We start from the raw sequence: 26,952 nt of genomic DNA, 5'->3' as shown, positions 1-26,952 counted from the left end.
ACCCGCCTGCAAGGTCTGGCTGCAACGGTTGCCCTCGTGGCCTTCGTGGTCGGCGTGCCGACCGTGCTTCTCGCTATCGGGGCGATCCCGGATCTGTCGGCCTTCTCATGGTCACGGCTCACCGCACCCGACGACGGGACGCTCGCGGTGGAAGTCATCACCGCGGTCTGCTGGATCGCGTGGGCGGTCTTCACCTGCCAGTTGCTCGCCTCGGTCGTGTCACAGATCCGCGGGATGCGCGCTCCGCGGCTGCCCGGACTCGTCGTGCCACAGATCGCCGCCGACCGCCTTGTCGCTGCTGCGGCATTGCTCTTCGTCGCGGTCCCGTCAGCGACCGCGTTCCTGCCGCAGCCACCGGCTGAAGCGGCCATGACATCTCCCCTCTCCGATCCGACGGTCGTAGCTGCGGAACCTGCCGCGGTCAGCGCAGCCCAACCGGTGGTCGAGGCGAAGGTGGAGCCCGACACAGAGCGCTACACGGTGAGGCGCGGCGACAGCCTCTGGAAGATCGCCGAGGAACGTCTGGGCTCCGGAACGCGGTACGTCGAGCTCGTCGACCTGAACCGAGCCGTCCTCGACGGTCGTCCCGACTTCCTGCTTCCCGGAACGGTCCTCAAGGTTCCCCTTCTTGAGGCTGCGCCAGAGGGCGCGTACCTCGTCCAGCCCGGCGACACGCTCTCGGAGATCGCCGAGGACGAACTCGGGGACGCCGACGCCTACCCGTCGATCTTCGAGGCATCCCGCTATACCGTTCAGGCGAAAGGCGCTCACCTCACCGATCCCGACCTGATCCTTCCGGGCTGGAAGCTGACCATTCCTGGTCAGTCTCGGCCGACCGAGCCAAAGAAGCCGAACCACGCTCAGGACCCACCCGCCCACGAGACGACTCCTCCGACGGATGCCGCCCCTCCTGCTCCCGAAGTAGCCGATCCGACACCCGAGCAGCCCGAGCCCGGATCTGCCGAGGACTGGGCCGCCCCGAGTTGGCTGCTCCCAGGGTTGACCGGTGCAGGAGCGCTCCTCGCCGGGTCGCTCTGGTTGGTGCTCCGGCAGCACCGGCGGACCCAACTGCGTTATCGCCGACCCGGCAGGATCATCGCGCCGCCACCAGAGGAGTTACGGGCGGTCGAGAAGTCGGTGCAGGTGACGGGATCCGCCACCGCCCAACCGATCGAAGAACTCGATGCCTCACTTCGCTGCCTCAACCCTGCACCGCGCCTGGTCTCCGTCCGACTCTCACCGAGCCGGATCGTGCTGACGCTCGCGGAGCCGGCTGCCCTTCCCAAGCCGTGGACCGGGGAAGGAGTTGCATGGCAGATCCCGGTCGATGAGGTGACGACGCCTCCCGCGGAGGCGCTGCCGCCATACCCGATGCTGGTCAGTGTCGGGCAGGCCGTCCCTGGAGCGCTCGTCCTGCTTAACCTTGAGGAACTCCGTGCGGTGGCGATCACCGGTGATGGCGACCGCAGCGCCGCGTTGACTCGTCACCTCATGGCCGAACTGGTCGTCAACCCATGGGCGTCCCCGGTGCACGTCGAAGCGCTGGGCGTTGGTGGTGAGCTCGCCGTCATCAACCGCGACTTCGTCCACATTCACGATCCAGGCGACGCCGCGTTCCTTGCCACACTGGCCGCCGACCTCGGAGCCGCCAGTCCCACCGGTGAGCCCGACGAGTTCCACGCGGCGATCATCGCTGCCGGCGACAGCGGCGCGGGCCTGGCTCGCTTGGCGGGCGCCATCGTCGGCTTCCCGGGTCGCTCCGGCATGGCTCTCGTGACCGTTGGAGGCGAGCCATCCCCGCCGTACGTCGACATCAACCTCTCCCCGGAAGGCCGTCTCCGGATCCCGTCCCTCGACCTCGATCTCACTGCTTCGGGGCTCACTGCTGCTGAGGCGGAGGCCTGCGCTGCGCTGATCGACCTGACCACGCAGGCGGAGGTCGTGCCGATCCCTCGTCCGACTGACGATCGGGCCGTGGCGGATTGCGCAGGTGCGCTCGTCGAGGAGCTGACCGAACCACGTCCCGAGGCAGAAGAGGCGGGCACCTCGTCGCTTCTTCCGCTCGACACCCACGTGTACGCCGACCGGGCGGCCACGACCGTCGATGACGTCGAGGCGCTCGCCCCGAACACAACTCCGGAAGCCGCGTCCGCAGTTCGGGCCGCCGACCCCGACCTGGACGAGGACCTTGCCCGTTGGGATTCCCCGGTTCCTGTCGCACCGAAGCTCACGTTGCTCGGGCCGATAACGGTCAGGACGCTGGGTGACGCGACAGCGACCGCGCACCGACGGCCCTACTACGTCGAGTTCCTGGCCTACCTCGCGCTCCACCCCAGCGGGGTCACCGCTGAGAAACTGGCCGAGGACCTCTGCATCCGCCCCCAGAAGGCGCGATCGGACCTGAGCATCATCCGGAAATGGCTCGGGCAGAGCCGTGCAGGCAAGCCGTACCTTCCGCGGGCTCAGCAGACCCACCAGGACGGCGTCCCAGCGGCGTACGCCCTCGACGGGGTTCTCTGCGATCTCGACCTGTTCCGGCGTCTGCGCGCTCGGGGCCAGAGCCGCGGCTCCGAGGGGATGGACGACCTCATCTCCGCGTTGCACCTCGTCAGCGGCGAGCCGTTCACGGACCTCCGCAAGGACGGCTGGGGCTGGCTCCTCGAGGGTGACCGACTCGACCACATCATGAACGCCGCGATCGTCGACGTCGGGCACATCGTCACCAGCCATGCCTTGGCTGTCGGCGACCTCGACTTGGCCTCCTTCGCGTCGAACGTCGCACTCGCCGCGTCGCCGTACGACGAGATCGCGAACCTCGACCGCGTCGCGGTAGATCGGGCCATGGGGGACGATGAAGGAGCCGACGCACGGCTGCGGAACGGCATCTCCAACCGGACCGATGACGACTACGGACCGATCCAGTTGCCGCCTCGCACGTCTGGGATCGTCAACCAGAAGCAGTCGTCTGGCACCCGTCGGACTGGCTAGGGAGCGCCCGTGTCGTGGCACACGTGCCTTCTCGCTGTCGCCAACTAGCGTGCTCACGTGGCGACATTCAGCAAGAAGGTGCTCCGGCTGTTGCCGGACGAACTGACTAATACGATCCTCCGCGACATTGACGCGCTCTTCGAGGACAACCACATCCCGCTCGGTCCGCGCCAGCCGCTCGACAACGACTCGAGCGAACGTCGGGAGCGCACACGCCGCTACCTCGCGTCGATCGACCTCGGGAACCCGTCGCACACGGCGAGGTTGACCGGCGTCTACAGCGACACCTTGCAGCGCATCGCCACGAGGCGGAGAGACCCCGACTTCGAGCCCGCCAACCTCGACAGGTGGGTGCGGACGCTCCGAACCGAGGGCTTCGAGGTCGACGAGACCACTTTCGCCGTCACCGATCCGAACGGGCCGACAGTTGGCTTCACCGCCGAAGCGCTCGCAGCGCTCACGGACGCTGGAGCGATCCACGACCACCTCGCGCGGCTCGGCGATGCCGTCGACACCGATCCACGGCTCGCCGTGAGCACCGCAAAGGCGCTCATCGAGTCGACAGCCAAGTTGGTGCTCACCAAGCGCGGGAAGACGTACTCGAAGGCCGCGAAGGTGCCTGCGCTCGTGACGGCCGCCCAGGAGTCGCTCGGGCTCGCGGCGAAGGCTGTCAGTGACGAGAACGCGTCGCTCCGTCAGGTGCTCCAATCGCTCGTGACGCTCGCGCAGGGCGTCACTGAGATTCGCAATCAGGTCGGCGTCGATCACGGAACCGAGAGCGTGCCGACGTGGGTCCGGCCACGGCATGCCCGGCTCGTGGTCGGGGCGGCTCAGGTCTGGTGTCAGCTAATGCTCGAAACACTCGCCGATCCGACCGCGCCGTGGCGCTACGCCGACGAATTGAGCGCGACCGACTAATTGGTCGGTGAGTTCGGTTGCACGCGATCCGGATCGACACAACGGGATCCGACGAGGGTGCGGCGTACTCGACCCCTCCTTGATGCACTCGTACCGACGTAGATCTCGAGGTCAGCGCCATATCGTGTGATGGTGATTCCAGCCCCGACCACAAGGCTTCGGTTCCGCGAGATGATCGAGGCGGACCTGCCCGACATTGCAATCTTAGAGATCGGCGGCTCTCGCGGCCCCGACGGCTGGATTGAATGGACCCGACGCAACTACGAGCATCACGGGTTCGGACTCTGGGTCATCGAGACCCACGCCGGTGACTTCGTCGGCGACTGCGGTCTCACTATGCAGGAGGTCGAGGGCGACTGGTTCGTAGAGGTGGGCTGGCACGTGCGCTGTGATCTTCGCCGGCAGGCGTACGCCAGCGAAGCCGCCAAGGCGGTTCGCGCGGCGGCAAGCGCAGAAGGCATCGAGCACCTGATCGCGATCATCCGACCAGCGAACGTCGCCTCCCAACGGGTCGCAGCGAACATCGGCCTCGCATTGGAGCGCGAAGTCCACAAGAACGGCGGTCCTGCCCTCGTGTTCAGCGCTGACCTGCGGCCACCTCAACACCAAGCCAGCTACGTCAACCCGGAATCCAGAACGACTTAGGGATACCTGTTCACCTGCGGAAACGCAGGTATCCCCCTCTCGAATCCGGGCAGGTATCCCGAAATCGTGGATACCTGACGGCGCATCGTCGAGTGCATGCTCGACCCCACCAACCCGATCCCAACATGGTCGGCCTCGACAATGCAGCGAGTCGCTGAGGAACCAACGCTCGCGGCAGCCGCGATGCGCTACGCCAACCTTGGCATTCCGGTCTTCCCGTGCGTGCCTGGCGGCAAGCAGCCGTTGACCCCCAACGGCTTCCACGACGCCACCTCGGTGGCCCGCGTGGTCCATCGCTGGTGGCAGCGCACTCCCGACGCCAACATCGGTCTCCCCACGGGGGCGAGCACCGGGATCCTCGTCGTCGACGTTGACGTCCACGCGGGGGGCAGCGGCTTCGACTCGTTCGAGCGAGCTCGCGCCGAGGGCCTCGCTGACAAGTGGGGCTGGATGGTCCGCACCCCGTCGGGCGGGATCCATGCCTACTACCCGGTCGCGACCGACCACGAGCAGCGCTCCTGGCAGGTCCCGTCGGCGCATGTCGACTTTCGCGGCGATGGCGGCTACGTCATCGCCCCGCCGTCGCGCATCGAGGTCGACGGCGTCAGGAAGGCCTATGGCGTCATCGCAGTCACGACACAGCCGGCCAAGGCGGTCGACGCGACCAAGCTGCGTCAGTTCCTCGAGCCTCCCCGGCAGACTCCCGCGCCGCCGCCCACAGGCCTGCTCGCGAAAGGGTGTCGTCCCGAGGCACTCGCGAGGACGGTCGCGCTGGCTCCGGAGGGCGGTCGCAATCACGCCCTCTTCTGGGCGTCCTGCCGGATGGTCGAGAACGGCCTGAGCCGCCCCGACGCCGTCGGCTTCCTCATGCCGGCCGCGCAGTACGCCGGGCTTCCCGACCGGGAGATCGAGTCGACGATCGACTCCGCCTTCCGCATCGCATCCCGCCTCGGCCCCGGGAGCGGCCTGGGCCCTACCCAACGGAGTGAGGCGATTCAACTGTGAACACGCACACCGAGTACCGCCGCCACAGCTACCGGCCGCCAGAGCCGGCGCCCGCCGCGCAAGATATCGAAGCAGCGGTCAACCAACTCGCTCACCACCACGACCCGTCACTCGGTTCGAGTCCGGCGACGCCAGCGACCGCGAAGCGAGGCATCACGTGGGTGCGCCCGACCGAACTCGCGACGTATGCCGCGCCCCTGGTCGGACGCGGCATCGACCTCCAGGCCGAGTTGATCCGGCGTGCTCGCCGTACCCCGACGAAGGCCACCCACGCGATCCAACGAGGCCTCTCACGCCCAATCTCGCCGCCTACCCCGGTGAACCGTCAGGAAGGACTCCAACTGTGAGCTACTCATTCACCACCCCCAAAGGACTACGCCGCCTGCTGGTGCGGCTCCGGGTGTCCGGTCCGCTCGCCTGGGAGACCGACCCCGAAGCCAGCGACCTCATGCGGTTCACCGCCCGCAAGTACGAAGCGCTCGCGGTCAAACACCGTTGCGACTCGAGCGCCGGCGCAGCCGCAGCGTTCGAGGCGATGCGCACCTACGCCGTCCGGTCAGCGATCGACCCGTGGGCCGTCGTCACACAGGCGGTGAAGGTCAGCCTGATCGCCGAGGAACGCGCCGCCGGGCTGATGTGTTCGGTCGACCAAGCACGGCGGCCCGAGATCTCGCGCCACCACGACGTGCGTCGCTTCTGCGACACCGAGGCCGACCTCCCGAACTTCCTGCCCTCCCTCGCAGTTGAGCCGTTCAAGGCAGTCGAGACTCCTCCCACCCGCGCATTCGAGGCCGTCGAGATGGCGATCGATCTCTTCACCGCCCTGGGCTGGCCCCACGACACCGCGACCTGCGCACTCGACTACATCGCCTCCCGCCTCGCCGAGTCCGGAAGCCGCTCGAAGACCCACGCCGCGCTGCGTCGCGACCACACCGCTCGGGCGCTGCTCGACATCGACCAAGACGCCTGGTCGACGGTGCTGCGCATCATCTTGGGCAACCCGAACCCGGACGAGGCTTGCACGTCGGACGGCCATGGCGTCCTCTTGCGCCTGGCGATCGGCCATCCTGTGACGGAGCTGCTCGATGACGACCTGCTCGTGTTCGACATCAGCAGCACCGCACCGCGTCCGGCGGGCCTGATCCATGCCTGACACTCGGGGCCACATCGAGCTGGATCGAGCGATCGACTCGATCGTGGTCGGCGTCCGTCACCGCAAGGACCCCGGCGACCTCAAACAGCTCATGGATTCCATCGAGCAGATCGGCATGCTCCAGCCGATCACCATCACCCCAGAAGGGGTCCTCGTCTGCGGGTGGCGTCGTCTCGAAGCCGTACGACGCCTGGGCTGGCGCGCGCTGAAGGTCTGGGTCCGCTCCGGGATCTCGGACAAGCTCGAGAGCCTCCTCGCCCAGCAAGATGAGAACGCCCTGCACCTGCCGCTCACCGAGCTGGAGAAGGCCTCGCTCTACCGGGAGTTGAAGGCGATCAGGGCAGAGGAAGCGGAGCTCCGCAAGCAAGCGACGCAGTTCGGGGGCACGGACAACGCGGGACTCTCCGGTCATGCGCCCGGCGCACAACCGGGAGAACCCGGTGCCGCACGACGCCAGGCTGCGATGGCACTCACAGGCAAGGCGTCGTACAGCACCCACGAACGAGTCTGCGCCTTGATGGACTGGGCCGCCCGAAAGGCCACGCCTCCAGAGATCCGCGCGATGGCCAACGACGCGCTCCGCCGCATCGAGGAGGGCGAGCCGGTCAAGCCGCTCTACCGGGAGGTCAAGGAAGCATTCGACAAGACACAGGAGCCCCAACCCGAGGTTGAGACCGACCTTCAACGCATGGGCCGGGAGGCTCATGAACGTGCCCTGCGCGAGGAGAGGGAGAAGGGGCGGAACAACCTCAAGCGCAACCAGGGTTCGACCAGCCACTTCCGCAGCGTGCGTTCGTTCAATCTGACCTGGACCGAGCTCGACGGCTGGACCGAGATGTACGACGTCGATGCTCTCGCTGCCCAGCTCACGCATGAGGACTGGGATCGCTTCGACCGGGTTGTCACCGCGACTCTCGCGTTCCGCGACCAGCTCATGGCCGCGCGGCGCCAAGCAGCTTCGACGGCGTCGTAGGCGCACCTACGAGACGTCCTGTTGCCCATCCCACGGAGTCGTGATGTCGAACCTCACCGGCCGCCAGATCATCCTTCTCGTCGCCTGCGTTATCGCCCTGGTGACGGTCGCCGTCGGCATCTACGGACTTGCCCGTGGGCCGAGCGGCAACAACGCGGACCCGTCGACGGATCGGTCGGGGCACGTCGCGGTGGTCGAACCGCCCGCTGACCCTGTCGTCACGCTTCAGGAACGATCACTCCCCCACACCAACGATCCAATCGCCTACGCGCGCGCAGTCGCCGAGTCGCTCTTCGACTGGGACACCAGCGGGGGCTTCCTCCCAACCGACTACACCTCAGTTGTCCTGGCAGACACCGATCCGTCCGGCGAGGAGACTCCCGGTCTGCTCGCCGACGTCACCACCTACCTGCCCACCGTCGAGCAGTGGCTCGACCTCGGCGCGATGGAGGTGGTGCAGTCGATCAACATCGAGGACACCTACGTGCCCGACTCCTGGGCCGGCGCCGTCGAGCAGGCTCGCGGCCATCTCCGCCCCGGCACGACGGCGGTGACGATCGCGGGGACCCGGCATCGCGCTGGCGTCTGGAACGGCGAGATCGCCGAGTCGTCGTACCCGGTCTCCTTCACGGTCTTCGTCGCCTGCCAGCCGTCCTTCGAACGCTGTCACGTCCTGCGCCTCTCCCAGCTCGACAAACCGATGAGGTGAGACGCGCGTGGGCATGAAGGTGTTCGTAGCCGGCGCGGCGGCCGCAGTCCTGCTCGCACCCGCCGCCGCCATCCTCGGCGTCGCAACCCTGATCAGCCCGGCCGCCGCAGGCTCCAGTAGCTGCCTGTGGGACGGCCAAGCGACTGGAAGTCTCGGCGTTGCGGGACCCATTCCGCCAAGCCTGTCCGCGGTCAATACCAACGGCCAAACCGTCACGCTTCACCAGCAACAACTCACCCGAGCCGCGACGATCATCGCCGTCGGCAAGAGCCAGAACGTCCCTGCTCGCGGCCAACTCATCGCGATCATGACTGCACTCACCGAGTCGTCCCTCAGGGTGCTTTCGAACACCGGCGCCTATCCAGAATCGGACGACCTCCCGAACGACGGCAACGGCGGCGACCACGACTCGCTTGGGCTCTTCCAGCAGCGCCCCGCTGCAGGGTGGGGCCGCGTCGCGAAACTGATGGACCCCGTCTGGTCGTCGCGCGCCTTCTACGGTGGTCCCAGCGGCCCGAACCACGGTTCGCCTCGCGGCCTCCTCGACATCGATGGCTGGCAGACGATGGACCCCGGCGCCGCCGCCCAGGCGGTGCAGGTTTCCGCGTATCCGGACCGATACGCCGTCAACCAGCCGATAGCCGAGAAGGTCCTCGCCACGCTCAGCGGCGCGTCCCTGAGCAGTTCGTTGGAGTGCGCGCAGACGGGCAGCGATCTTCCGGCCAACTTGCCGCTGGGGTTCCCGGGCGCACTGATCGCCGCAGCCGCCTCACAGCTCGGTAAGCCGTACGTTTGGGGCGGAGGCAACTTCGAGGGCCCGACCGGAGACGGCTTCGACTGCTCAGGCCTCGTCCTTTACGCCGCCTATCAAGCGTCGGGCGGGCGCGTCCGGCTCCCCCACTACACAGGCGACCAGATCCGCCTCGGCCAGGGAATCGCTTGGGCTGACAAGCAGCCCGGCGACCTGATCTTCTTCGGCTACCCCGGCGCTGGTCGCCCGCACCATGTTGCGATCTACGTCGGGGCCGAGAAAATCCTGCACGCACCTCGGACCGGTGATGTCGTTCGGTACGGCACCATCGGCGAGTTTGCTGGCGAGGTCATGACCGTCCGCCGCCTCGGGTGATCCGGCGGCCACATGAGGAAGAACCAGACACGCCTCTCGTTAGGCACTTTGGTCCGAGCCATGGGTCACTCGAAGCCCGTGGCGAACCGGAGGCCATCCGAACGAGTCTCCACCAACTGTCGGTGCTGTCTGGGAGGCTGTCGCCATGGCACTGGAGATGGGACTGTGGCGCGCTGACGGCTACAAGTTGGCGCGGGTCTTCGAGCAAGTGACCGCCGCGGTCGGGCTGGACGACTGATGGCCGAACTGTCGCTCCAGGAAGCCGCGAAGTACAACAAGCGCCGCACGGCAGCGGACCATGCCCTCATCTACGCCATGGCCACTGCCTTGGGAACAGTGCGCTACGTAGAGCAGTCGGGGTCGTCGTACATGAGGGGTGCATCGTGTCTCGACGCTGATGGCATCCAGAAAATGTTCCTTGCTGCAGGTCGCGCGTACATCCACCACCCGGAGAGCGAAACACTCCTGACTGCTGCTGGCATCAGGGTCACCCGTGGGGCAACGGATGACCAGCGCGTCGTCTTGTTCAGCAATGCGGGCGGCTCGAACGAAGTCAGTCGCAGCAGCCGAGACGATGCTGCGCGCCCTACGTGCCCAACATGCTGGACGGAACTGCCAGCCACTGGGATCTGCGACAACTGCTGACCGTCACCGCTGACACGTTCCCGCGAGAGATGCGCGAACCGCGCACACCTGAGGCGTGAGAAGGCGACGAGCGCTGAAGTCGCGCCAACGACCAAGCCGATTACCCCACAACCGGGTCAGGCACCTGCGCGCCCCGGCTCGTGCACCTGAGTGACGTGGAGACTCATTACATCCCTGCGGATGTCGCCCCTGACTTCGGTGCCGTGGGCGGCTCAGACGACCTCCGCGCCATCGTCGGAGCGCTTCTGACCTATGGCCTGGTCATCGCCGTCCTCATGCTGGTCGTCTCCGCGACCACATGGGCCCTCGCGTCCGGCTCGGGGAGTTGGCACACCGCCCAGAAGGCCAAGCTCGGCTGCTTCGTCGCCATCGGCGGCGCCACCCTGACCGGCGCCGCGCTCACCTGGGCCAACTGGCTGTTGGACATCGGCGCCCACCTGTAAGTCGTACGCCCTCGACCTCAGGAGCCCCCATGAACCTCTCAGCACGAGTCCTGCTGCCGCTTGACATCGACATCAACCCGAACTCCAACGGGCTGCCTGGCATCGGCGAGCTCAAACAGATCGTCGGTGCCTCGATGACCGTCGGCCTGATTCTCGCCGTGCTCGCCCTCATCATCTCCGCCATCGTTTGGGCGCTCGGAGCGAACTCGTCCAATCCGCACCTCGCCGGACGCGGCAAGCTCGGCGTACTTGTCGCGATCGGTGCCGCTGTTGTCTGCGGCGCGTCCGTGACGCTGGTCAACTTCTTCTGGAACGTCGGCCAGCAGGTCTGAGGCGAACGGTCATGGGTGTCTGTGATGTACCGGTGATCCACACGGTCTGCAACGTCGCGGGGGATGCCGCTGGCGCCGTCGTCACCGCTCCGTTCGACTGGCTCGCTCAAGGCATGGGCGGTGCAGCCGAGTGGATGTTCACGTCCGTGTGGAAGGTCATCGACTCCACGACGTACGTCGACGTGACCAGCGGCGAGTACACGAAGGTCTACAACATCATGTTCGGTATCGCGGTCTTCGTGATGCTTGGCTTCTTCATGCTCCAGGTCATCGGCGGCATGATCCGCCGCGAACCCGCTGCACTCTCCAGAGCCGCGCTCGGTCTTGCAAAGTCGATTCTGGGCTCCTTCGTGGCGCTGGCACTTCTCGGCACTGCGCTCGAGGTCACCGATCAACTGTGCATCGGGATCGTCAACGCCGCGGGCACCAACATGAACGAGATGGGCGACAAGATCGCCGTACTCGCCGCGGGGCTGGGCACCATCAACCTCGCGGCTCCTGGCGCCGGCTCGATCTTGACGATCTTCCTCGCCAGCCTGGCCATCGTGGGCGCGATGGTGGTCTGGATCAGCCTGCTGATCCGCAAAGCCCTGTTGCTAATCGCGATCGTGTTCGCACCGATCGCGCTCGCCGGATCGAGTTGGGACCACACACGCAGTTGGGTCAGCCGCTGGGCCATGTTCGTGATCGCGATGATCCTGTCCAAGGTCGTCCTCGTCGTGATCTTCCTGCTCGCGACGGCTCAGGTCTCGGCACCGATTGACGCCGACCTGGAGTCGGTCAGCCAGCCGATGGCCGGCGTCGTGCTCATGCTGATGGCCGGGTTCGCGCCCTACCTGAGCTACAAGGCCATCGCCTTCATGGGCTTCGACATGTACCACGCGATGTCCGCCGAGCAGGAGGCCAAAGCCTCCCTCAACCGCCCTATGCCGATTCCGTTGTCTCGGCGCACCGGCAGTGAGCCAGCCAAGATTCTGGGTGACGGCGGAGGAGGTACGACGCCCGGCGGCTCCCCCGCAACCGAGCCGTCCGGTGGTGGCTCGATGCCCGCTGCCGGTGGCGGCGGTGGCGGTGGTGCTGGTACTGGTGGAGCGTCCGGTGGAGGTGCTGCAGCAGCGGGTGGCGCCGTCGCGGCGGGGGCCGTCGTCGCCAAGGAGGCCGCCGCCGCTGGGCCGCGGCTCGGCGGGTTCGTGGCTGCGCAAGCGAGCGGACAGGCCGCAGCCCACGAAACGGCCGCGCCTTCCTCTGTCCCGCTACCGATCGCCGAGTCGACGCTCGCCGAGCCCGTCGGACGGAAGTGAGCCTTCGTGAGCACCTCCGCCAACACCGAACCGCGCGTGACGCCGCTCAAGTTCTCTCGACTCACCCGCCGCGGCGTACTTCTGGGGCTGTCCGGACCGCAGCTGGTGATGGCGAGTCTGGCCGCCGCGACGCTGATCCTCGGCCTGTACGTCGGCGCTGTCGTGATGGCGTTCCCGATCATCGGAGTCTTCGTCGGTCTGGCGTTCGTCAGCGTCGGCGGAAGGAAGCTGATCGAGTGGACTCCGATCGGCGCACGCTGGATGTGGCGCTCGACCGGCGCGCAACTGCTCTACCGGCGGCGCATCGTGAGGCCACGCCCCGCTGGCACCCTCGCGCTCCCAGGCGATGCCGCCCGCCTGCGTCAGTGGGTTGATCCCGAGACGGGAGCGGTGATGGTGCATGATCCGCACGTCGCGACCCTGACCGCGATCGTGGGCGTCTCCCACCCGGCCTTCGTACTCCTCGACCCAGCTGAGCAGGAACGGCGCGTGGTGTCGTGGGGTCGCGTCCTCGCCACGGCTTGTCGGTCTGGCCGGTTGGCGTCGGTACAGGTGATGGAGCGGACGCTCCCGGACTCGGGTAAGGGTCTGGCGGACTGGTGGGAGCAGCACGGCAGCCGGTCCGACACCTGGGCATCGACGACGTACGGCGAACTCGTCGAGCGCGCCGGACCGGCCGGTGAACGTCATGCGAGCACCATCTCGATCTCACTCGACCTCAAGACTGCCGGCCGCGCGATCCGAGCAGCCGGAGGCGGCAACCGTGGGGCAGCCGCCGTACTCCGTCAGGAGATGGCAACGATGTTCGCCGCCCTCCGCTCGGCTGATCTCTCCCCGTCCAAGTGGCTGACGCCCGGCGACCTGGCCCTGATCCTGCGCTCGGCCTACGACCCCGCTGTCGCGGGGGCATTGGAGCGCCACGGCGACATCGGCCGCGACCTGGCCACGGCTGGCCCGGTCGCCGTCACCGAATCCTGGGGCAGCCTGCGAAGCGACTCGGCCCACCACTGCGTCCTCTGGATCAGCGAGTGGCCGCGCTCCCTCGTGTACCCGGGGTTCCTCGCCCCGTTGCTGCTCTCGTCGGGGATCCGCCGCACCTTCACGCTCCTGTACACGCCGATGCGCACCGACCGAGCAGCCCGCGACATCCGCAAGAAGAAGACCGAATACATCTCCGACGCAGCGCAGCGCCAGAAGATCGGCCAGATCGAGGACGCACAGCAGACGGCGGAGTACCAGGACGTCCTTCAACAGGAGGCCGACCTCACCGCTGGCCACGGCGTTCTCCGCGTGACCGGGTTCGTTGCCGTCAGCGCCGCCGACCCTGACGAACTCGAGCGCGCCGTCGCCGCGATCGAGCAGGCAGCCATCCAGGCATCGTGTGAGACGCGGCGGCTCTGGGGACAACAGGCCCAGGGATTCGGAGTCGCAGCTCTCCCGCTCGCCCGATCTTGCTGAGGAGGGTCATGGCACGCTCAGCACACGCCCATCGCCAAAGTCGATGTCGATGCCGACTATGCGGTCCCGATCGACTCGCCAGCCGCTGAATGCCGTGAAGCTCCCACCCCACCCCGTTTCTGGGTGCCCCGGCGTCCACTCCGAGGTTTCGAACCAACTGAGTTCAACGGCAGGATGCCGACGTGGCGTCTCGACTGTCTCGACGCCCCGCCATCGCTGGCGGACCGTGACACTCCAGTCGACGCTGGCCGGATCGTCAGTCCACATCCAGACCTGTTCCTCCTCATCGACCGCGAAGCCGACGAGCGCCGTCAGGTCATCCCAGGAGCTCATGCTCCCTCCCCAAGGCGGACCTTCCGGATCACGTGTGCGACGTCGAGGTAGTTGTCGCGGCGCCACTGGCGGATCCGTCCCTGGGCTCGGTTGAGGTCGACCACGCTGAAGTCGTTCTTGACTAACCACCAGTCCAGGGCATCTTCGGCGTATCCGATGTACGCGATCGGACGCGCCTCTCGAATACGGTCGAGCGCCTTGATCGGGTCCCACCCAAGGGACAACATGGCGGCGAAACCCATGGACGGCCCGCGGTTGATCCCCATGTGGCAGTGAACGAGCACTGATCCGTTGTCCGAAAGTGCCGCCCTGATCCGTTCGGTCCCTTCGTCGAACCATTCATGAGGCATGGCCTGTCCGGCGTCATCGACACCGAGCCAGTGGTAACGGAGGTGGGGCTTGGCCGCCATCACCCACTCCTCGTCGTTCCATTCCAGACGGACATCGACGATGTCGGTGATTCCGATGTCGTCCAACTCGTGCAGCTGCACGGCTGCCAGCGTCGGACGGAGTACCTCGAGGTCTCCGCCGATCCAGAGTTGGCTCGTCACCCTGCTCGCATTGGCGTGCTGCAACTCGCCCCTCATCGCTGCCGCCCGGTGTACATGGTCGTGGTGCGAGTGAAGTTGCTCTTCCACGACCACTGATCCATCACGTACATCGCGAACTCGTCCTCGCTGAGCTCGATCACATCGTCGACCGACATCCGCGCCATCGTGAGGATGCGGTCGTAGTCGTCGGTGTGGTCTTCCGGCTCAGGAAGGCTGAAGTACTGGTTGATCTCCCGACCGCGGCGTACGTCGTGGAGTCGTCGCTCCAGCTCCTTGATCCATCGGTCTCGGTAGCCATCGAGGGCTTCCTCGAAGACCGAGCGGTGGTTGTCGCGATTTTGCTGCACGGTGCCGACGAACTCGTCCCTATCCAGTCGTACTGTCCTCATGTCCTGCTCCTGATCTGCCCGGTCCATCCGGGCTCGTCTTGGAGGACGGTGGTGCCGCGAAAGTGTCAATGGAACGAATCCGTCCCCAGTTTTCGGGCGGAGCCGTAGCGTTCGCAGAAGTGAGGAGGCGCCAACGCCGATGGAGATCGACAACGCCACGTACAAACTCCTTCACGCGCGGGCACTGCGCGCGGCTCGCAAGGCCGGCGCTCCTGCCGCGCAACTGGAGGACCTGGCTCAGGAAGCGGTTCTGCGGCTGTGGGCCCAGGAGGAGACGCCCGCGAATCCGGGAGCGTGGATCCGTACGGTGGCCCGAAACCTGGCCATTGACGCTCATCGTGGCGACGCGCCAGAAGGCTGGACTGAGTTGCCTCTCTCGGCGCCAGGTCCACGCCAGCAGGGTTGGCCCAGCGAGTTCCACGAGCCATCCCCTAGCGCGCAGGGACGAGCCCGGAAAGCACTGGGATCACTCGTGCGCCAACTGCCCGACATCCTGTCCACGTCCGAGTTGCGACTGATCCTCGATGCAGCGCAAGGGATGAAGATCAAGGATGTCGCGGCGAAGCACGGTTACACCGAGAAGTCAGCTCGTCAGAAGATCTCTGTCGCGCGGAAGAAGGTGCGCGAAGCCTTCCCCGAGCGCGATCTCGAGTTCTAGGGTCGTTGACACATTCGGCCCTCGCCCGTCTCCTCCAATGACCCCAGTTCACGACACTCAACGGAGGGCTCCATGCGTTACTACCTGTTCCAACTGAGCGAGGACACCGTGGCAGAGGTGCTCGCGCACCTCGAAAGCGGAGGCGATCTACTGAGCCTGCCGTTCCGAAACCACCGACACGAAGCGGGCCCCGGCGACCAGGTCCTCTTGTGGGTCCAGGGACGAGACGCCTTCGCGTGGGGCGCCGGCCAGATCGATGGCCCAGAGGCGCTTGCTCATCACCCGATGTCCTACCGGGAGCCGGACCGTGGAAACGGGCCGCGCCCAGCGTTCCCGGTCAGGTTCGATGGCTTCCTCGATCGGAACGTGCACCGCTCAGAGCTCAAGGAGCAGCCGGCATTCGCCGAGTTTCCATTCGACCAGGCCAACGTGCGCAATCCGTTCGAGCTGTCTGAGGACCAGTACAACGCCATCTTCGACCGCGCGGAGTCGGACGCCTGATCGTGGCGACTCGGCAGGGGCCACTTAGTTGCAGGGAGCGCCTTCGCAGCACGGCCGGATGTAGCCGCAGCCGTCGCAACGCTCGTGGGAGGTCTCCCAGCGCATCATCGTGTCGCAGTTCGGGCACGGCTCCGTCAGATCGGACATGCGCTCAAGGCTAGGACAACCGACGCGTGGTGCTTCGTCGACACGGCGGAGCACCACGTGCACCTCATCGATGAGAACCAATCGATCGAGGAGGCTCCGATGCCCACCTTCAGCGACCCGGTCGCCGATGCCGATGAACTCCGCGAAGCAGTCCGCGGTCTTGCTCATGCGACGCGATCGGTCGACGATCCGACGGCGATCTATCCCGTCCTCGGCTCGATCAGCACTGCCCTGGCCTCGCTGTCCCAAGCACTGCATCAGCTCGGCGACTTCCAGGACGGCCCAACGTGCAAGCGAGCCTGGGTAAATGGCGATGCGCACGTCGGTCGCGCTGCGTCGTACAGGGAGTCGTGGGAGCTACATCGCGCGGCCGAAATGATCCAACAGGTTGCGGAATGCGTCGACCGGGCCCACGAGATCGAGGCGACCATCGCCTACGGCATCCACGACTACCCGACCCCTTCGCCTGTCCAGCGGCCCTCTCACGAGTCCGGGCTGTCGCTGTGACCGGTTGGCAGGACGGTCGACTGCACTCGTCCGTCCTCGTCTCCCCCGGCCGGGAACGACGGCGTGATCGCAAGCTTCGCAAGGCCGCCGCGCAGGCGTTGATGACAGAAGACCGCGACGAACGGCGCAATGTCGCCAGACGCAAGGCCGACGAACTCAGCGCCGAGAAGCGCTCGACCGTACTGCTCCCCCGCTCTGGCGAACCAGGACCCTCGGCCTTGCGCACGCCAGGCCGGCTCCGAGTCCCCCGCCACCAAGACACCTCCGCCACCCTCGCCGGCGCCTACCCGTTCCTCGCTGAAGGCGGCCTCGGCAGCGAGGGGGTATTCGTCGGCCAGGACCTCTATTCGGGGAGCTCCTTCGTCTATGACCCCTGGATCCTCTACGCCCGCGGCCTGATCACCGCCCCGAACCTCGTCCTCGCCGGAATCGTCGGCTCCGGCAAGTCCTGCCTAGCCAAAAGCCTCTACACGCGGTCGATCCCGTTCGGGCGCCGCGTCTATGTCCCTGGCGATCCCAAGGGAGAACACACCGCAGTTGCGGAAGCTGTCGGTGGCCGAGCCATCGCGCTGGGCCACGGAATGCCGAATCGCCTCAATCCCCTCGACGAGGGCCACCGCCCCTCCGGACTCGACGACGCCGAATGGGCTGGGCAAATCGGCTCCCGACGCCGCGACCTAGTCGGCGCCCTCGCCGAGACAGTCCTTGAACGTCGGCTCACCCCGCTCGAACACACCGCCGTCGACATCGCAATCGACCGCACAGTCCGCTGTGCCGACGTACCGGTTCTCCCGATGGTCGTAGACCGCCTGCTTGCCCCTGACTCGGCTGACGATCCGGACGGGCGACTGACCGAAGACGGCCGTCTCGTGGGCCACGCCCTCCGTCGTCTTGTGGCCGGCGACCTGGCCGGACTGTTCGACGGACCGTCGACGGTGACCTTCGATCCCTTGCTGCCGATGATCTCGCTCGACCTCTCTCGCGTCACCGAGAACGCGACGCTCATCTCAGTGCTGATGACCTGTGCCTCGGCGTGGATGGAGTCCGCCTTGATGGACCCCAACGGGGGCCAACGATGGGTCGTGTACGACGAGGCTTGGCGCCTGATGTCCCACCCGGCGTTGCTGCGCCGGATGGACGCCCACTGGCGGCTCGCTCGGCACTACGGCATCGCGAACATGCTGATCTTCCACAAGCTCACCGACCTCGACAACGTCGGCGATCAGGGCTCGGCGATGCGGGCGCTGGCCTCCTCGCTGTTGGCCAACGCGGAGACCCGGATCGTCTACCGCCAGGAGTCCGATCAGCTCGGCGCCACCTCCGCAGCGCTGGGGCTCACCGGCACCGAGCAGTCGTTGATCCCCGCACTCGGCACCGGGCAGGGGCTGTGGCGGATCAAGAACCGGTCGTTCGTCGTGCAGCACCAGATGCATCCCGCCGAGCTCGATGTCTTCGATACCTCTTCGAGAATGTCCGGAGGCCAAGAGTCATGACCACTCAGGTTCGTGCCCGAGCCGCCCGCGAGGCAAAGCTCGAGGCGCTGCAAGAACAACTCTCAAACTCCGTCGCCGCTCTCGTCACCGGGGAGGACTGGAAGCGTGCGCTGACGTTCGCCGCCCAGTTTCGAGGGCGCAGCTTTGGGAACTCGATGCTGATCGCGGCACAGCACTTCGCGGCCTACAACGAAGGTCGGGTGCCTGACCCGTCCCCGACGTACGTCGCCGGCTTCCACCAATGGCTCTCACTCGGTCGGCACGTCGAGAAGGGCCAGCACGGGTACGGCATCCTCGCCCCGGTCACTGCCCGGTTCGCCTCCCGGAACCCCGCGGATGCGACGTCCTGGCACCGCCTAGCACGCGGCGAAAAGCCGGGTGTCGGAGAGACGGTGAGGTCGAAACTCATCGGCCTCAAACAGACCCACGTCTGGGACGTCTCTCAGACCGCCGGGGACCCGGTCCCTGAACTCCCTCGCCCGAGCCTGCTTCAAGGCGAGGCTCCCGCTGGCCTTTGGGATGGCCTCGCGGACCAGATCACCGACCAGGGGTTCGAGCTCAGGTTGGTCTCGTCCGCTGCTGCGATCGGCGGGGCCAACGGTTTGACCGACTTCATGTCCCGCGAGGTCTCGATCCGGATGGACATGGACGACGCCGCACAGGTCAAGACGCTGGCCCACGAACTCGGCCACTGCCTGGCCCATGCTCCTCGCGAGAACGTGATGTCCACCGACCTTGCGGCAGACGCGACCCTGCACCGCGGGATCGCCGAGGTAGAAGCCGAGTCGATCGCGTTGATGGTCAGCGCCGCTCACGGGCTCGATACCTCGTCGTACACCGTTCCCTACGTTTCGACCTGGGCTGCAAGCGTCCCGGGGAAGACTCCGGTCGAGGTCGTCCAGTCGACCGCCGAGCGAGTCAGGAAGACCGCGCTCGGGATCCTCGAGAAGCTCGATACTCAGAAGATCGGCGACGGCAACCCACCTGGCCTCGACCGTGAAGCGCTCAGCCATCGGTCCGGCAGGTCGCCGGTCGTCACCGCCGTACGCCGCGTCGAGACGGTGCTCGGGCTATGAAGATCCCCATCGTCCTCAGCACGGTCCGCGCGGACGTGACCGCCGACGGGCGACTCCTTGTAGCCGTCGATGGCGAGCCTTATGCGAACGATCGACACCTCGGCCGCGCCGAACTGCGATTGGTCCTCGATGAGATCACCACAAACCTCGGGACCGCGGTACGCGTCGAGGTGCGCGAGGCCGGCGGTGCGTCGTACGCCGATATCGCAACGCCCCCTGATCCCCCGGCGCCGGCATCCGAGGAGCCCCAACCACCGTTAACGACTCCCGCGCTCGCCGGCGCCGGGTTCCGCCCTGGGGAGGAGGTCGCGCTCGCGTACGTCGTCGCGCGACAGGCGGCCGATTCCGATGGCAACACCTCGATCCACCTTCCGCCGGCACTACTGGCATCAACGCGTGGCGGTCTCGTCCTGCTGGGCCTCAGCTCCCAAACGGTGGCACCCATCGAGGCAACTGCATGAACCCGGCCGCCCGGAGCGCCAACGACGAACTGGTGAACCTCGCCCTGATCGGGCTGGTTGTCGCGTTCGCGCTCGCCGTCCTCCTCCGCGCTGCGGGGACGGTCGCGGCGCTCGTCACTGGTCAGGCGGCGCCAACGGGAGGCGTCGCGTCCGGGCTGCGACTCGTGACGGATCCAGCCCACCCGGCTCAAGCGCTTGGAGCGCCGGGCCTCTCCGCTATCACGTACTGGGTTGTCGTTCTCCTGCTTTTCGGCGCCCTTGCCGTCATCGTCTGGGTCGGATGGTCTTTCGCAGCGCGATTCCGCCATCGAAGCGCCCGGGATCCACACCGACTCCAAGGCACGGCCACGCGCCGCGACATCGACGCCGCCGCATCGAAGAGGGCCCTCGTACGTCGAGGGCGAACCCTGCGTCCGTCGATCCCGAAGCCGAACGCTGAGGACGTCGGCTACCTTCTTGGGCGATGCCGTGGCCGCGAGGTCTGGGCTTCCGTCGAGGATTCGATCCTCGTCATCGGCCCTCCCCGTTCCGGCAAGGGACTACACCTCGTCATAAACGCGATACTTGACGCACCGGGCGCCGTGGTCACAACCTCCACCCGCCCCGACAACATCGCCGCGACGATCCGCGCTCGCCAGAAGCGCGGGCCCGTTGCGGTCTTCGATCCGCAACGCCTCACCGAAGGCCTATGCGAGGTCGAGGGCAACGGCGTGCGGTGGTCGCCCATCCGAGGTTGCGAGCACCCACTCACGGCGATGATCCGCGCCTCGGGCCTCGCGTCAACAACCGGACTCTCGTCCGGCGGTGTGGAGTCCGGAGGCTTCTGGGAGGGCAAAGCCCGATCGGCGATCCAGGCCCTGCTCCATGCCGCCGCGATCGAGCGCCTCTCGACCCGCGCGCTGTTCGAGTGGTCTCTGTCCGCGCCAGCTGCGGCCGATGCAGTCGGCATCCTGGCCAGCCACCCCCAGGCAGCGCCCGGCTGGTCGGACTCCCTTGAGGGAATGATCAACTCCGACCCGCGAACCCGAGATTCGATCTGGATGGCAGTCGGCCAGGCACTCGCCTCACTCGCCGACCCAGCCGTCCTCGACGCCGTGAACCCAGACCCAGGCGAAGAGTTCGACCCCCGCACGTTCCTTGAGCGGAACGGGACTCTGTACCTGCTGGCCACGGGCGCTGGAGCCGGCGCCTCATGGCCCCTCGTCGCAGCCTTCATGGAAGACCTCGCCGAAGTCGCACGTCACATGGCGGCAGCCTCCCACGGCGCCCGGCTCGACCCGCCACTCCTTCTCGCCCTCGACGAGATCGGCAACCTGTCCCCACTCCCCTCCCTGCCAGTCCTCATGGCGGAAGGGGGCGGCACGGGCATCACGACCATGCCCGTCTTGCAGTCGCTTTCCCAGGCCCGAAATCGGTGGGGCGACCACGCCGCCAGCACCATCTGGGACGCCTCCATCGTGAAGGTCATCCTGGGCGGTGCTTCGGCGTCGCGGGACCTCCAGGAGCTGTCCGTGCTCATCGGCGAACGGGACGAACGATCCGACTCGATCACCATCGGCGACTATGGGCAGCGCTCGCTGCAGCGCTCGACTCGGCGTGTGTCCGTCATGCCGCCGGAGAGGATTCGGACCTTGCCGTTCGGCACCGGCCTCGTGCTGCTGCGAAGCGCGCCGCCGATCGTGGCGGACCTCCGACAGTGGACGGCTCGCTAGCCGGAGGACGCACGGAGGCCTCGGCATTGGACTTCTCCGTGACCCTGGCGGAGGCGCTGCGAAAGGTGGTCCGACTACAACCAGGCACGGATGCCCCGCCATCGGTCACAACTGCCAGGCGTCCTCCTGAACGCACCAGTCTGGGTAATCGCCGGTCGATCCGCACGGCGCCCACTACCGTTTCCGGTGCGGGGGTGTTGCCGCCCAGCAATGGCCGGAGGACGGGGGACGAATGGCGGTCTTGCACACGCCTCGGCCGAGCAATCGAGGTGAACTGGCGTTCGTCAGCCGCGTCGAGGAGCTACTCGGCGATGACACCCACGTCTGGACCGAGCTCAACAGCCACACCCTGGGTTCTGGGGACGAGTGTGACCTCCTACTTGCCGCACCGAACTTGGGCGCCTTTGCCATCGAGATCAAGGCCATCATTCTCGATCAGATCGAGGAGATGGGTCCCAAGACCTGCAAGATCCGCTATCCCAGCGGCGTGCAGACCAAGCACCCGCTGGAGCAGGCGCGCAGCGGCATGAACTCGCTCCGGAACTACCTGCAGAAGCACGCCCAGGGCAGCAACCATCGGCACCCGTATCCATTCATGAAGCACGTCGTGGCGCTCCCGAAGATCACCTTTGCTCAATTCGAGGAAGCCTTCGCTGCCAGCAGCCAGTTGATCGAGCTGGCCGAGAGCTGGTTCCTGTTCGCGGACGACCTTGAGTCGACTGAGTCCTTGCGTCGCCAACTCCAGAGCATCTACGGCGAGCGTGCGCTACCGGATGCTCAGCAGATTGACTTCCTCGTCAGCCACCTATCCATCGACGAAGCGGTCACTCGAAAGCCCCAGCCGTCGTCCGCAGATGCAGAGCGCGCGAAGGTCGCAATCCAGCGCGTTGTCAGAGCCTCGGCGCCTGGCCAAAAGGCTCCGGCTGTCGTCGAGCAGACACCACGGGACCGGGCGTATCTCGGCCCAACGGATCCGCGCGTCGTGATCTTCGAGGGTGCCCCGGGCACGGGCAAGACGATCGAGCTCATGCGCCTTGCCCTCGAACACGCGCGGAATGGCCGCCGTGTGTTGTTCACGTGCTTCAACCTCGTCTTGGCGAGCTTTCTCGAGGGGATGCTCGCCCACGAGGACGTCGGGGACGAGCTTGCCTCCCATATCGACATCATCCCCGTCGGGCGGCTGACGACACTGGCCGGCGACGACGCAACCGTCATGGCGGACCTCTACGACACCGTCTGTGTCGACGAGTCGCAGGATCTCTCTGAATGGGCGTTCGACAACATTCAGCTGGTTGCCAAGGACGATGCCCGATGGTTCCTTGCCGACGGTCCAGGCCAGGAACTCTACAGCGAGGGCACACCCGCACCACTTCTGTTGAAGGCCAGAGAGCGCGCCGGGCAAGTTGGCTCGTTGGTGAAGTTGACGACCTCACGGCGAGCAGCGAGTGCGGCTCTCCAGATTGCGCGGTCGGTGCGGGATATCGCACCCTCGACGGAGCGCATCGCTCCTTGGTATTCAACGCGTGCGATCCAGCGACCTTCCAGCCAGGGAACGCTTGACCTGGAGATCGAGGCAGTGCCCGATCCCACCGAGCTGATCGATGTCCGCTTCTGGAAGTACCCGCCCGGCAAGGACCAGTGCTTCCAGGATGTCTTGACCGAGCTACTCGATCGGCTCGACCGCGAGCGCCGACCACGCGACCTCGCCATCCTGGTCGCGCGGACCAAGAACGACGCGGTGAACCTTGGCACGGTCCGCAAGGCACTGGACCTGATGGGAGTTCCCTATCTTGACCAGACGCTGGAGGCAAACAAGAGCATCGTTCTGCCTGAGGGCCACGTCCGGTTGGTCTCGTACTCGTCGGCGCGAGGTATCGAGGCTAGCCGCGTCCTACTCCTCGATCTCGGCTACGCCTTTTGGGAGCCCAAGACCAAGGCTGAAGGCGACGTCAGCAGGGCGATGCTCTATGTCGCGCTGACACGCGGACGCCTTGGCACGACGGTCCTATGCGCTCCGGTCGAACAGGAACGTGCGTACGTCGACTTCTTGGTCTCGTCGGTGGGCGAGTACCAGCGGTTGATGCAAGCGGTGCTCTGAGCGCCATCGCCTCGCATCTCGGGGTTGTCGGCCGGTTCCCTAGGCTGAGAGTCGGCCGGGCCGCGAGTTGGGCGTCTGAAGGAGATTGACATGGCGACAACCAAACTAGTTGTGTGCTTGGCCAACTCGCGCAAGCACAATGGCCGCTGTATCGCCGGTCTCGAGATCGTCGAAGGACTCCCCGTCGAGTGGGTGCGGCCAGTGAGCGACCGACCCGGCGCTGAGGTTTCCGAGTACGAGAGGCAGTATCCCGACGGCTCCGACACGCGCGTCCTCGACGTCGTGGAGATCCCACTTCTCGCCGCTGCTCCAGACGGCTACCAAGCGGAGAACTGGCTCCTCGACCCCGAGAGCTATTGGATGCCGAGGGGCCGGGCCACTTGGGAGGAGTTGGCACCCCTGGAAGACGACCAAGAACCACTCTGGCCTGACGATGCACCGCCGACGCGTCACGGCATCAATGACCGCGTATGGGCGTCGCACGCGGATGGGTTCGCCAACTCACTCCGGCTGATTCGGGTGCCAGACTTGACCATTCGCGTCTTCGCGCCAGGCGCTGATTTCAACAATCCCAAGCGCCGCGTCCAGGGTGGCTTCACGTACTTGGGCACGTCATACCGCGTGTGGATGACTGATCCCGTAGTCGAGCGGCACTACCTCGCGCAGGCCGATGGAACCTACGACGTCGGCGACTGCTACGCAACGATGAGCCTCGGGGAGCGCGCAGATGACGGATACTGTTACAAATTAATCGCTGCGGTGATCACTCAGGAGCGAGCGGCGGAAGGGACCTGAGATGGGAGAGATCCTCACGATTGGGCATTCCACCCATGTGATCGAGCACTTCCTCAGTCTGCTCTCCAAGCACGGTGCCACGGCTGTAGCCGACGTTCGATCCGTCCCCGCCAGCAGATTTACCCCACAGTTCAATCGGGATGCTCTGAAACGATCACTGGCGGACGTCGACATCAAGTACGTGTTCCTAGGGAAGGAGCTCGGGGCCCGATCCGACGATCGCTCGTGCTACATCGAAGGCCAAGTTCAGTACGACCGACTCGCGCAGACGGTCCCGTTCGGTGAGGGGATCGAGAGGCTGCTGAACGGCGCAACTTCCGAACGCATCGCCATCTTGTGCGCCGAGCAGGAACCCTTGGATTGTCACCGCACGGTTCTCGTATCGAGGGTTCTGGCCGAGCGGGGTGCGTCGGTAGCGCACATCCACGGAGACGGGCTCCTTGAGTCTCATGACGTCGCGATGCAACGCTTGATGTCGGGATTCGGACTCGATCAGGACGACTTGTTCCACACACGCGAGGAGTTGCTTGGCGAGGCTCTCGCGCGGCAAGAGCAGCGCATCGCCTATGTCGACAAAGACTTGTCGCTCGGCGAGGTCCAGCCGGGATGAAGCTCTACACAATCGGATTCACTAAGAAGTCGGCCAGCACCTTCTTCGGGCTACTCCAGAAGTCCGGCGCTGAGCGGCTCGTTGACGTCCGACTCAACAACGTTTCGCAGTTGGCCGGGTTCGCGAAGCGCGATGACCTTGCCTACTTCCTCACTGAGATTTGTGGCATGGACTACCGACACGAGCTTGAGCTCGCCCCGACGAAGTCCATGCTCGACGACTACAAGAAACACGGCGCGCGTTGGGATGACTACGAGCGGTGGTTCCTCGACCTCATCGCCGAGCGACGTATCGAGGACCGGATCTCACCTTCAATTCTCCACAATGCTGTTTTGCTTTGCAGCGAGGCGACGCCGCACCAGTGCCACCGCCGGTTGGTTGCCGAGTACCTGGCCGAGCGCTGGGACGACGTCACAATCGAGCACCTCTGACAGAGGGGCCGCGGCGAGCCGCGAAACGTTCCCTCGTTGAATCAGGCGAAGATATAGGTCATGGATGCGCTGAGCTGGGGCCTCGACGTGTCCACGAACAAGGCCAAGACTGCTGCCGTCGCGCTCGACTGGTCGATCCCCGGCGAGGCCCGTGTGATCGACGTGCGTCACCCCCTTCGAGCAGCTGACATCGCGCCCCTCATCGCCGAAAACCAGGAAAGTACTTGGGCGGTCGACGTCCCATTCGGTTGGCCCGACCTGTTCGTCGCCCTCATAGCCGATCGGCACCAAGGACCCTTGCCTGTTGAGGCCGTCCCGACCTTGGAAAACTGGGAACAGTGGCGGACCCGACAGGTCGCCCAGCGGCTCACGGATCGCTTCTTGACCGACGACCCCCGGATCAAAACTCGTCCGCTACCAGCGTCCTTCCAATTGCTCGGCGCGACCGCTGCGATGTGGACGTTGGTCGAGGCCCAGCTCGCCTCCCTCGGTGTCCCGATCGACCGAGCTGGCCTTGACGGGAACGTTTGCGAAACGTACCCGTCAGCGGCCCTGGCCGCGTGGGGGTTCGGGAAGGCGAAGCAGACCTGGTCTGAGTTGCAGTCCAACTTCCCTTTCCTCACCGCTGACGATCACCTCGTCAGCCATTTCGCCAGCGACGATGTTTGTGACGCCATCGTTTGTGCTCTGGTCGCGAGGGCGCGGGACCTGGGCTTGACCGTTGGCCCGCCTGATGACGAGCTCGCAGCCGGGCGGCGGGAGGGCTGGATCCACGTCAGCTGCGACCCGAGCGGATGGCTAGTCGAAGCCGGATGACGGCCCCGTCGAGCTGCCACCGATCACCGCATCGCCAGGTGTGGCATCGTTCCACTGCTCCAGTAAGTCACTTGTCATCGGGACTCCATCCGAGCGGAACATGTGCGGCGCCCGCGGTTTCGCAGAAATAGAGAGTCGCTGGGCCATATGCCGGGTCGCTATTCGGAACGGTGATTAGATCGTCACCGCACGTCGGGCACGCAAACGTCATGCAGCCGACGATAGGTCAGGAACATAATCCGCGGCGCTGTTTCGCTGACGAACCGACCGTTGGACATCGAGGCCGGGCATCCCGACACCCACGACGCTTCCGTAGCGCGGCCTGATTCTCTCTCCCAATCGCCGGTGTGTGATGTGCACCTATCTCCTGAACGCGGTCTCACGCGGAGGCTGCAAACGTGTCAGGAGCAGAACATGTCCATCCCCACCCAGATGAGCCTGGTCGGCTTCGTCGCATCGGCGCCGGAGCTTCACTTCACCAAGAAGGGCGACGAGTGCTGCCGGCTTCGCGTTGGCGTTGAGCAGTGGCGCAAGGAGATCGACGGCGACTTCACCAAGCTCGACCCCACCTTCCACGACATGGTGACCTGTAACCGGTTCTCCGGACGGTTTGGGTGTGTTGATCATGCCGCCGGGTTGGCGGTCTTGTGAAGGCGTTCGAACTCGACCGGTGACTGG

General features: G+C 66.1%; 29 protein-coding genes. 25 read left to right on the top strand and 4 right to left on the bottom strand.

The window, feature by feature from the left end; all coding sequences use genetic code 11:
• Positions 1-36 precede the first annotated feature (36 nt).
• The 12 genes from C9J87_RS17985 to C9J87_RS17930 all read left to right on the top strand — a co-directional run bounded on the left by C9J87_RS17985 (position 37) and on the right by C9J87_RS17930 (position 13,696).
• On the top strand, positions 37-2,988 hold the full coding sequence (locus C9J87_RS17985; RefSeq protein ID WP_198652397.1) for a LysM peptidoglycan-binding domain-containing protein: 2,952 nt from the start codon (positions 37-39) through the stop codon (positions 2,986-2,988).
• Positions 2,989-3,045: 57 nt separating this feature from the next.
• Positions 3,046-3,906 carry an abortive infection family protein gene (locus C9J87_RS17980; protein WP_107706222.1) on the top strand — a complete coding sequence of 287 codons (861 nt, stop codon included), beginning with the start codon at positions 3,046-3,048 and terminating at the stop codon, positions 3,904-3,906.
• 129 nt (positions 3,907-4,035) lie between these two features.
• Positions 4,036-4,551, top strand: a complete 516-nt coding sequence (locus C9J87_RS17975; protein WP_107706263.1) for a GNAT family N-acetyltransferase — start codon at positions 4,036-4,038, stop codon at positions 4,549-4,551.
• A 96-nt stretch (positions 4,552-4,647) separates the two neighbouring features.
• Positions 4,648-5,556, top strand: coding sequence for a bifunctional DNA primase/polymerase (locus C9J87_RS17970; protein WP_107706221.1), 909 nt, complete (start codon positions 4,648-4,650; stop codon positions 5,554-5,556).
• A gap of 343 nt (positions 5,557-5,899) precedes the next feature.
• Entirely contained in the window at positions 5,900-6,709 is an 810-nt protein-coding gene (locus C9J87_RS17965) for a serine/arginine repetitive matrix protein 2 (protein ID WP_107706220.1), read from the top strand.
• A 43-nt stretch (positions 6,710-6,752) separates the two neighbouring features.
• Entirely contained in the window at positions 6,753-7,682 is a 930-nt protein-coding gene (locus C9J87_RS17960) for a ParB N-terminal domain-containing protein (RefSeq protein WP_157953256.1), read from the top strand.
• A gap of 43 nt (positions 7,683-7,725) precedes the next feature.
• Positions 7,726-8,391 carry a hypothetical protein gene (locus C9J87_RS17955; RefSeq protein ID WP_107706218.1) on the top strand — a complete coding sequence of 222 codons (666 nt, stop codon included), beginning with the start codon at positions 7,726-7,728 and terminating at the stop codon, positions 8,389-8,391.
• Positions 8,392-8,404: 13 nt separating this feature from the next.
• Positions 8,405-9,517, top strand: coding sequence for a C40 family peptidase (locus C9J87_RS17950; RefSeq protein WP_232820114.1), 1,113 nt, complete (start codon positions 8,405-8,407; stop codon positions 9,515-9,517).
• An 800-nt stretch (positions 9,518-10,317) separates the two neighbouring features.
• The gene (locus tag C9J87_RS17945; protein ID WP_232820103.1) at positions 10,318-10,605 is read left to right on the top strand and encodes a DUF6112 family protein; all 288 of its coding nucleotides are present in this window, start codon (positions 10,318-10,320) and stop codon (positions 10,603-10,605) included.
• 29 nt (positions 10,606-10,634) lie between these two features.
• Positions 10,635-10,937, top strand: coding sequence for a DUF6112 family protein (locus C9J87_RS17940; protein WP_107706216.1), 303 nt, complete (start codon positions 10,635-10,637; stop codon positions 10,935-10,937).
• A 182-nt stretch (positions 10,938-11,119) separates the two neighbouring features.
• On the top strand, positions 11,120-12,238 hold the full coding sequence (locus tag C9J87_RS20075) for a conjugal transfer protein TrbL (protein ID WP_198652396.1): 1,119 nt from the start codon (positions 11,120-11,122) through the stop codon (positions 12,236-12,238).
• A 6-nt stretch (positions 12,239-12,244) separates the two neighbouring features.
• Positions 12,245-13,696, top strand: coding sequence for an SCO6880 family protein (locus C9J87_RS17930; RefSeq protein ID WP_107706215.1), 1,452 nt, complete (start codon positions 12,245-12,247; stop codon positions 13,694-13,696).
• 6 nt (positions 13,697-13,702) lie between these two features.
• Here C9J87_RS17930 and C9J87_RS17925 read toward each other — a convergent pair whose 3' ends face one another.
• From C9J87_RS17925 to C9J87_RS17915, 3 genes are all read right to left on the bottom strand, one after another.
• The gene (locus C9J87_RS17925; protein WP_107706214.1) at positions 13,703-14,029 is read right to left on the bottom strand and encodes a hypothetical protein; all 327 of its coding nucleotides are present in this window, start codon (positions 14,027-14,029) and stop codon (positions 13,703-13,705) included.
• Positions 14,026-14,520 carry a dual specificity protein phosphatase family protein gene (locus C9J87_RS17920; RefSeq protein ID WP_157953255.1) on the bottom strand — a complete coding sequence of 165 codons (495 nt, stop codon included), beginning with the start codon at positions 14,518-14,520 and terminating at the stop codon, positions 14,026-14,028. Before C9J87_RS17920 ends, C9J87_RS17925 begins: the two co-directional genes overlap by 4 nt.
• A gap of 92 nt (positions 14,521-14,612) precedes the next feature.
• Positions 14,613-14,969 (bottom strand): hypothetical protein, encoded by a 357-nt coding sequence (locus C9J87_RS17915; protein WP_157953254.1) that lies wholly within the window; start codon positions 14,967-14,969, stop codon positions 14,613-14,615.
• 139 nt (positions 14,970-15,108) lie between these two features.
• Between C9J87_RS17915 and C9J87_RS17910 the strand changes: the two genes are divergently transcribed.
• Together C9J87_RS17910 and C9J87_RS17905 are read left to right on the top strand one after the other, a co-directional pair.
• Positions 15,109-15,627, top strand: coding sequence for an RNA polymerase sigma factor (locus C9J87_RS17910; RefSeq protein WP_107706211.1), 519 nt, complete (start codon positions 15,109-15,111; stop codon positions 15,625-15,627).
• Positions 15,628-15,699: 72 nt separating this feature from the next.
• A complete protein-coding gene (locus C9J87_RS17905; protein WP_107706210.1) occupies positions 15,700-16,128 on the top strand; it encodes an EVE domain-containing protein in 429 nt (142 codons plus the stop codon).
• Positions 16,129-16,152: 24 nt separating this feature from the next.
• Here C9J87_RS17905 and C9J87_RS20495 read toward each other — a convergent pair whose 3' ends face one another.
• Entirely contained in the window at positions 16,153-16,275 is a 123-nt protein-coding gene (locus tag C9J87_RS20495) for a hypothetical protein (protein ID WP_269801760.1), read from the bottom strand.
• A gap of 57 nt (positions 16,276-16,332) precedes the next feature.
• On the opposite strand from C9J87_RS20495, the gene C9J87_RS17900 reads away from it, so the two are divergent.
• The 11 genes from C9J87_RS17900 to C9J87_RS17850 all read left to right on the top strand — a co-directional run bounded on the left by C9J87_RS17900 (position 16,333) and on the right by C9J87_RS17850 (position 26,925).
• The gene (locus C9J87_RS17900) at positions 16,333-16,782 is read left to right on the top strand and encodes a hypothetical protein (RefSeq protein WP_107706209.1); all 450 of its coding nucleotides are present in this window, start codon (positions 16,333-16,335) and stop codon (positions 16,780-16,782) included.
• 101 nt (positions 16,783-16,883) lie between these two features.
• Positions 16,884-18,275, top strand: coding sequence for an ATP-binding protein (locus C9J87_RS17895; RefSeq protein ID WP_232820102.1), 1,392 nt, complete (start codon positions 16,884-16,886; stop codon positions 18,273-18,275).
• Positions 18,272-19,351, top strand: a complete 1,080-nt coding sequence (locus tag C9J87_RS17890) for an ArdC family protein (protein ID WP_107706207.1) — start codon at positions 18,272-18,274, stop codon at positions 19,349-19,351. Before C9J87_RS17895 ends, C9J87_RS17890 begins: the two co-directional genes overlap by 4 nt.
• Entirely contained in the window at positions 19,348-19,812 is a 465-nt protein-coding gene (locus C9J87_RS17885) for a hypothetical protein (protein WP_107706206.1), read from the top strand. The genes C9J87_RS17890 and C9J87_RS17885 overlap by 4 nt, the downstream gene beginning before the upstream one ends.
• Positions 19,809-21,524, top strand: coding sequence for a TraM recognition domain-containing protein (locus C9J87_RS17880; RefSeq protein ID WP_107706205.1), 1,716 nt, complete (start codon positions 19,809-19,811; stop codon positions 21,522-21,524). Before C9J87_RS17885 ends, C9J87_RS17880 begins: the two co-directional genes overlap by 4 nt.
• Positions 21,525-21,756: 232 nt before the next feature.
• Positions 21,757-23,622 carry an NERD domain-containing protein gene (locus C9J87_RS17875; RefSeq protein ID WP_107706204.1) on the top strand — a complete coding sequence of 622 codons (1,866 nt, stop codon included), beginning with the start codon at positions 21,757-21,759 and terminating at the stop codon, positions 23,620-23,622.
• Positions 23,623-23,712: 90 nt separating this feature from the next.
• Positions 23,713-24,417: a dual OB domain-containing protein gene (locus C9J87_RS17870; RefSeq protein WP_157953253.1), complete on the top strand. Its 705-nt coding sequence runs from the start codon at positions 23,713-23,715 to the stop codon at positions 24,415-24,417.
• A gap of 1 nt (position 24,418) precedes the next feature.
• A complete protein-coding gene (locus C9J87_RS17865; protein ID WP_107706202.1) occupies positions 24,419-25,027 on the top strand; it encodes a DUF488 domain-containing protein in 609 nt (202 codons plus the stop codon).
• On the top strand, positions 25,024-25,458 hold the full coding sequence (locus C9J87_RS17860; protein ID WP_107706201.1) for a DUF488 domain-containing protein: 435 nt from the start codon (positions 25,024-25,026) through the stop codon (positions 25,456-25,458). Before C9J87_RS17865 ends, C9J87_RS17860 begins: the two co-directional genes overlap by 4 nt.
• A gap of 60 nt (positions 25,459-25,518) precedes the next feature.
• Positions 25,519-26,274, top strand: a complete 756-nt coding sequence (locus C9J87_RS17855; protein WP_107706200.1) for a DUF429 domain-containing protein — start codon at positions 25,519-25,521, stop codon at positions 26,272-26,274.
• 414 nt (positions 26,275-26,688) lie between these two features.
• Entirely contained in the window at positions 26,689-26,925 is a 237-nt protein-coding gene (locus tag C9J87_RS17850) for a single-stranded DNA-binding protein (protein WP_107706199.1), read from the top strand.
• Positions 26,926-26,952: the final 27 nt, after the last annotated feature.

It is taken from the genome of Nocardioides allogilvus, assembly GCF_003047285.1.
In the GTDB taxonomy this organism is placed as follows: Bacteria; Actinomycetota; Actinomycetes; order Propionibacteriales; family Nocardioidaceae; genus Nocardioides; species Nocardioides allogilvus.
This window is presented reverse-complemented; position numbering and strand designations above follow the sequence as displayed.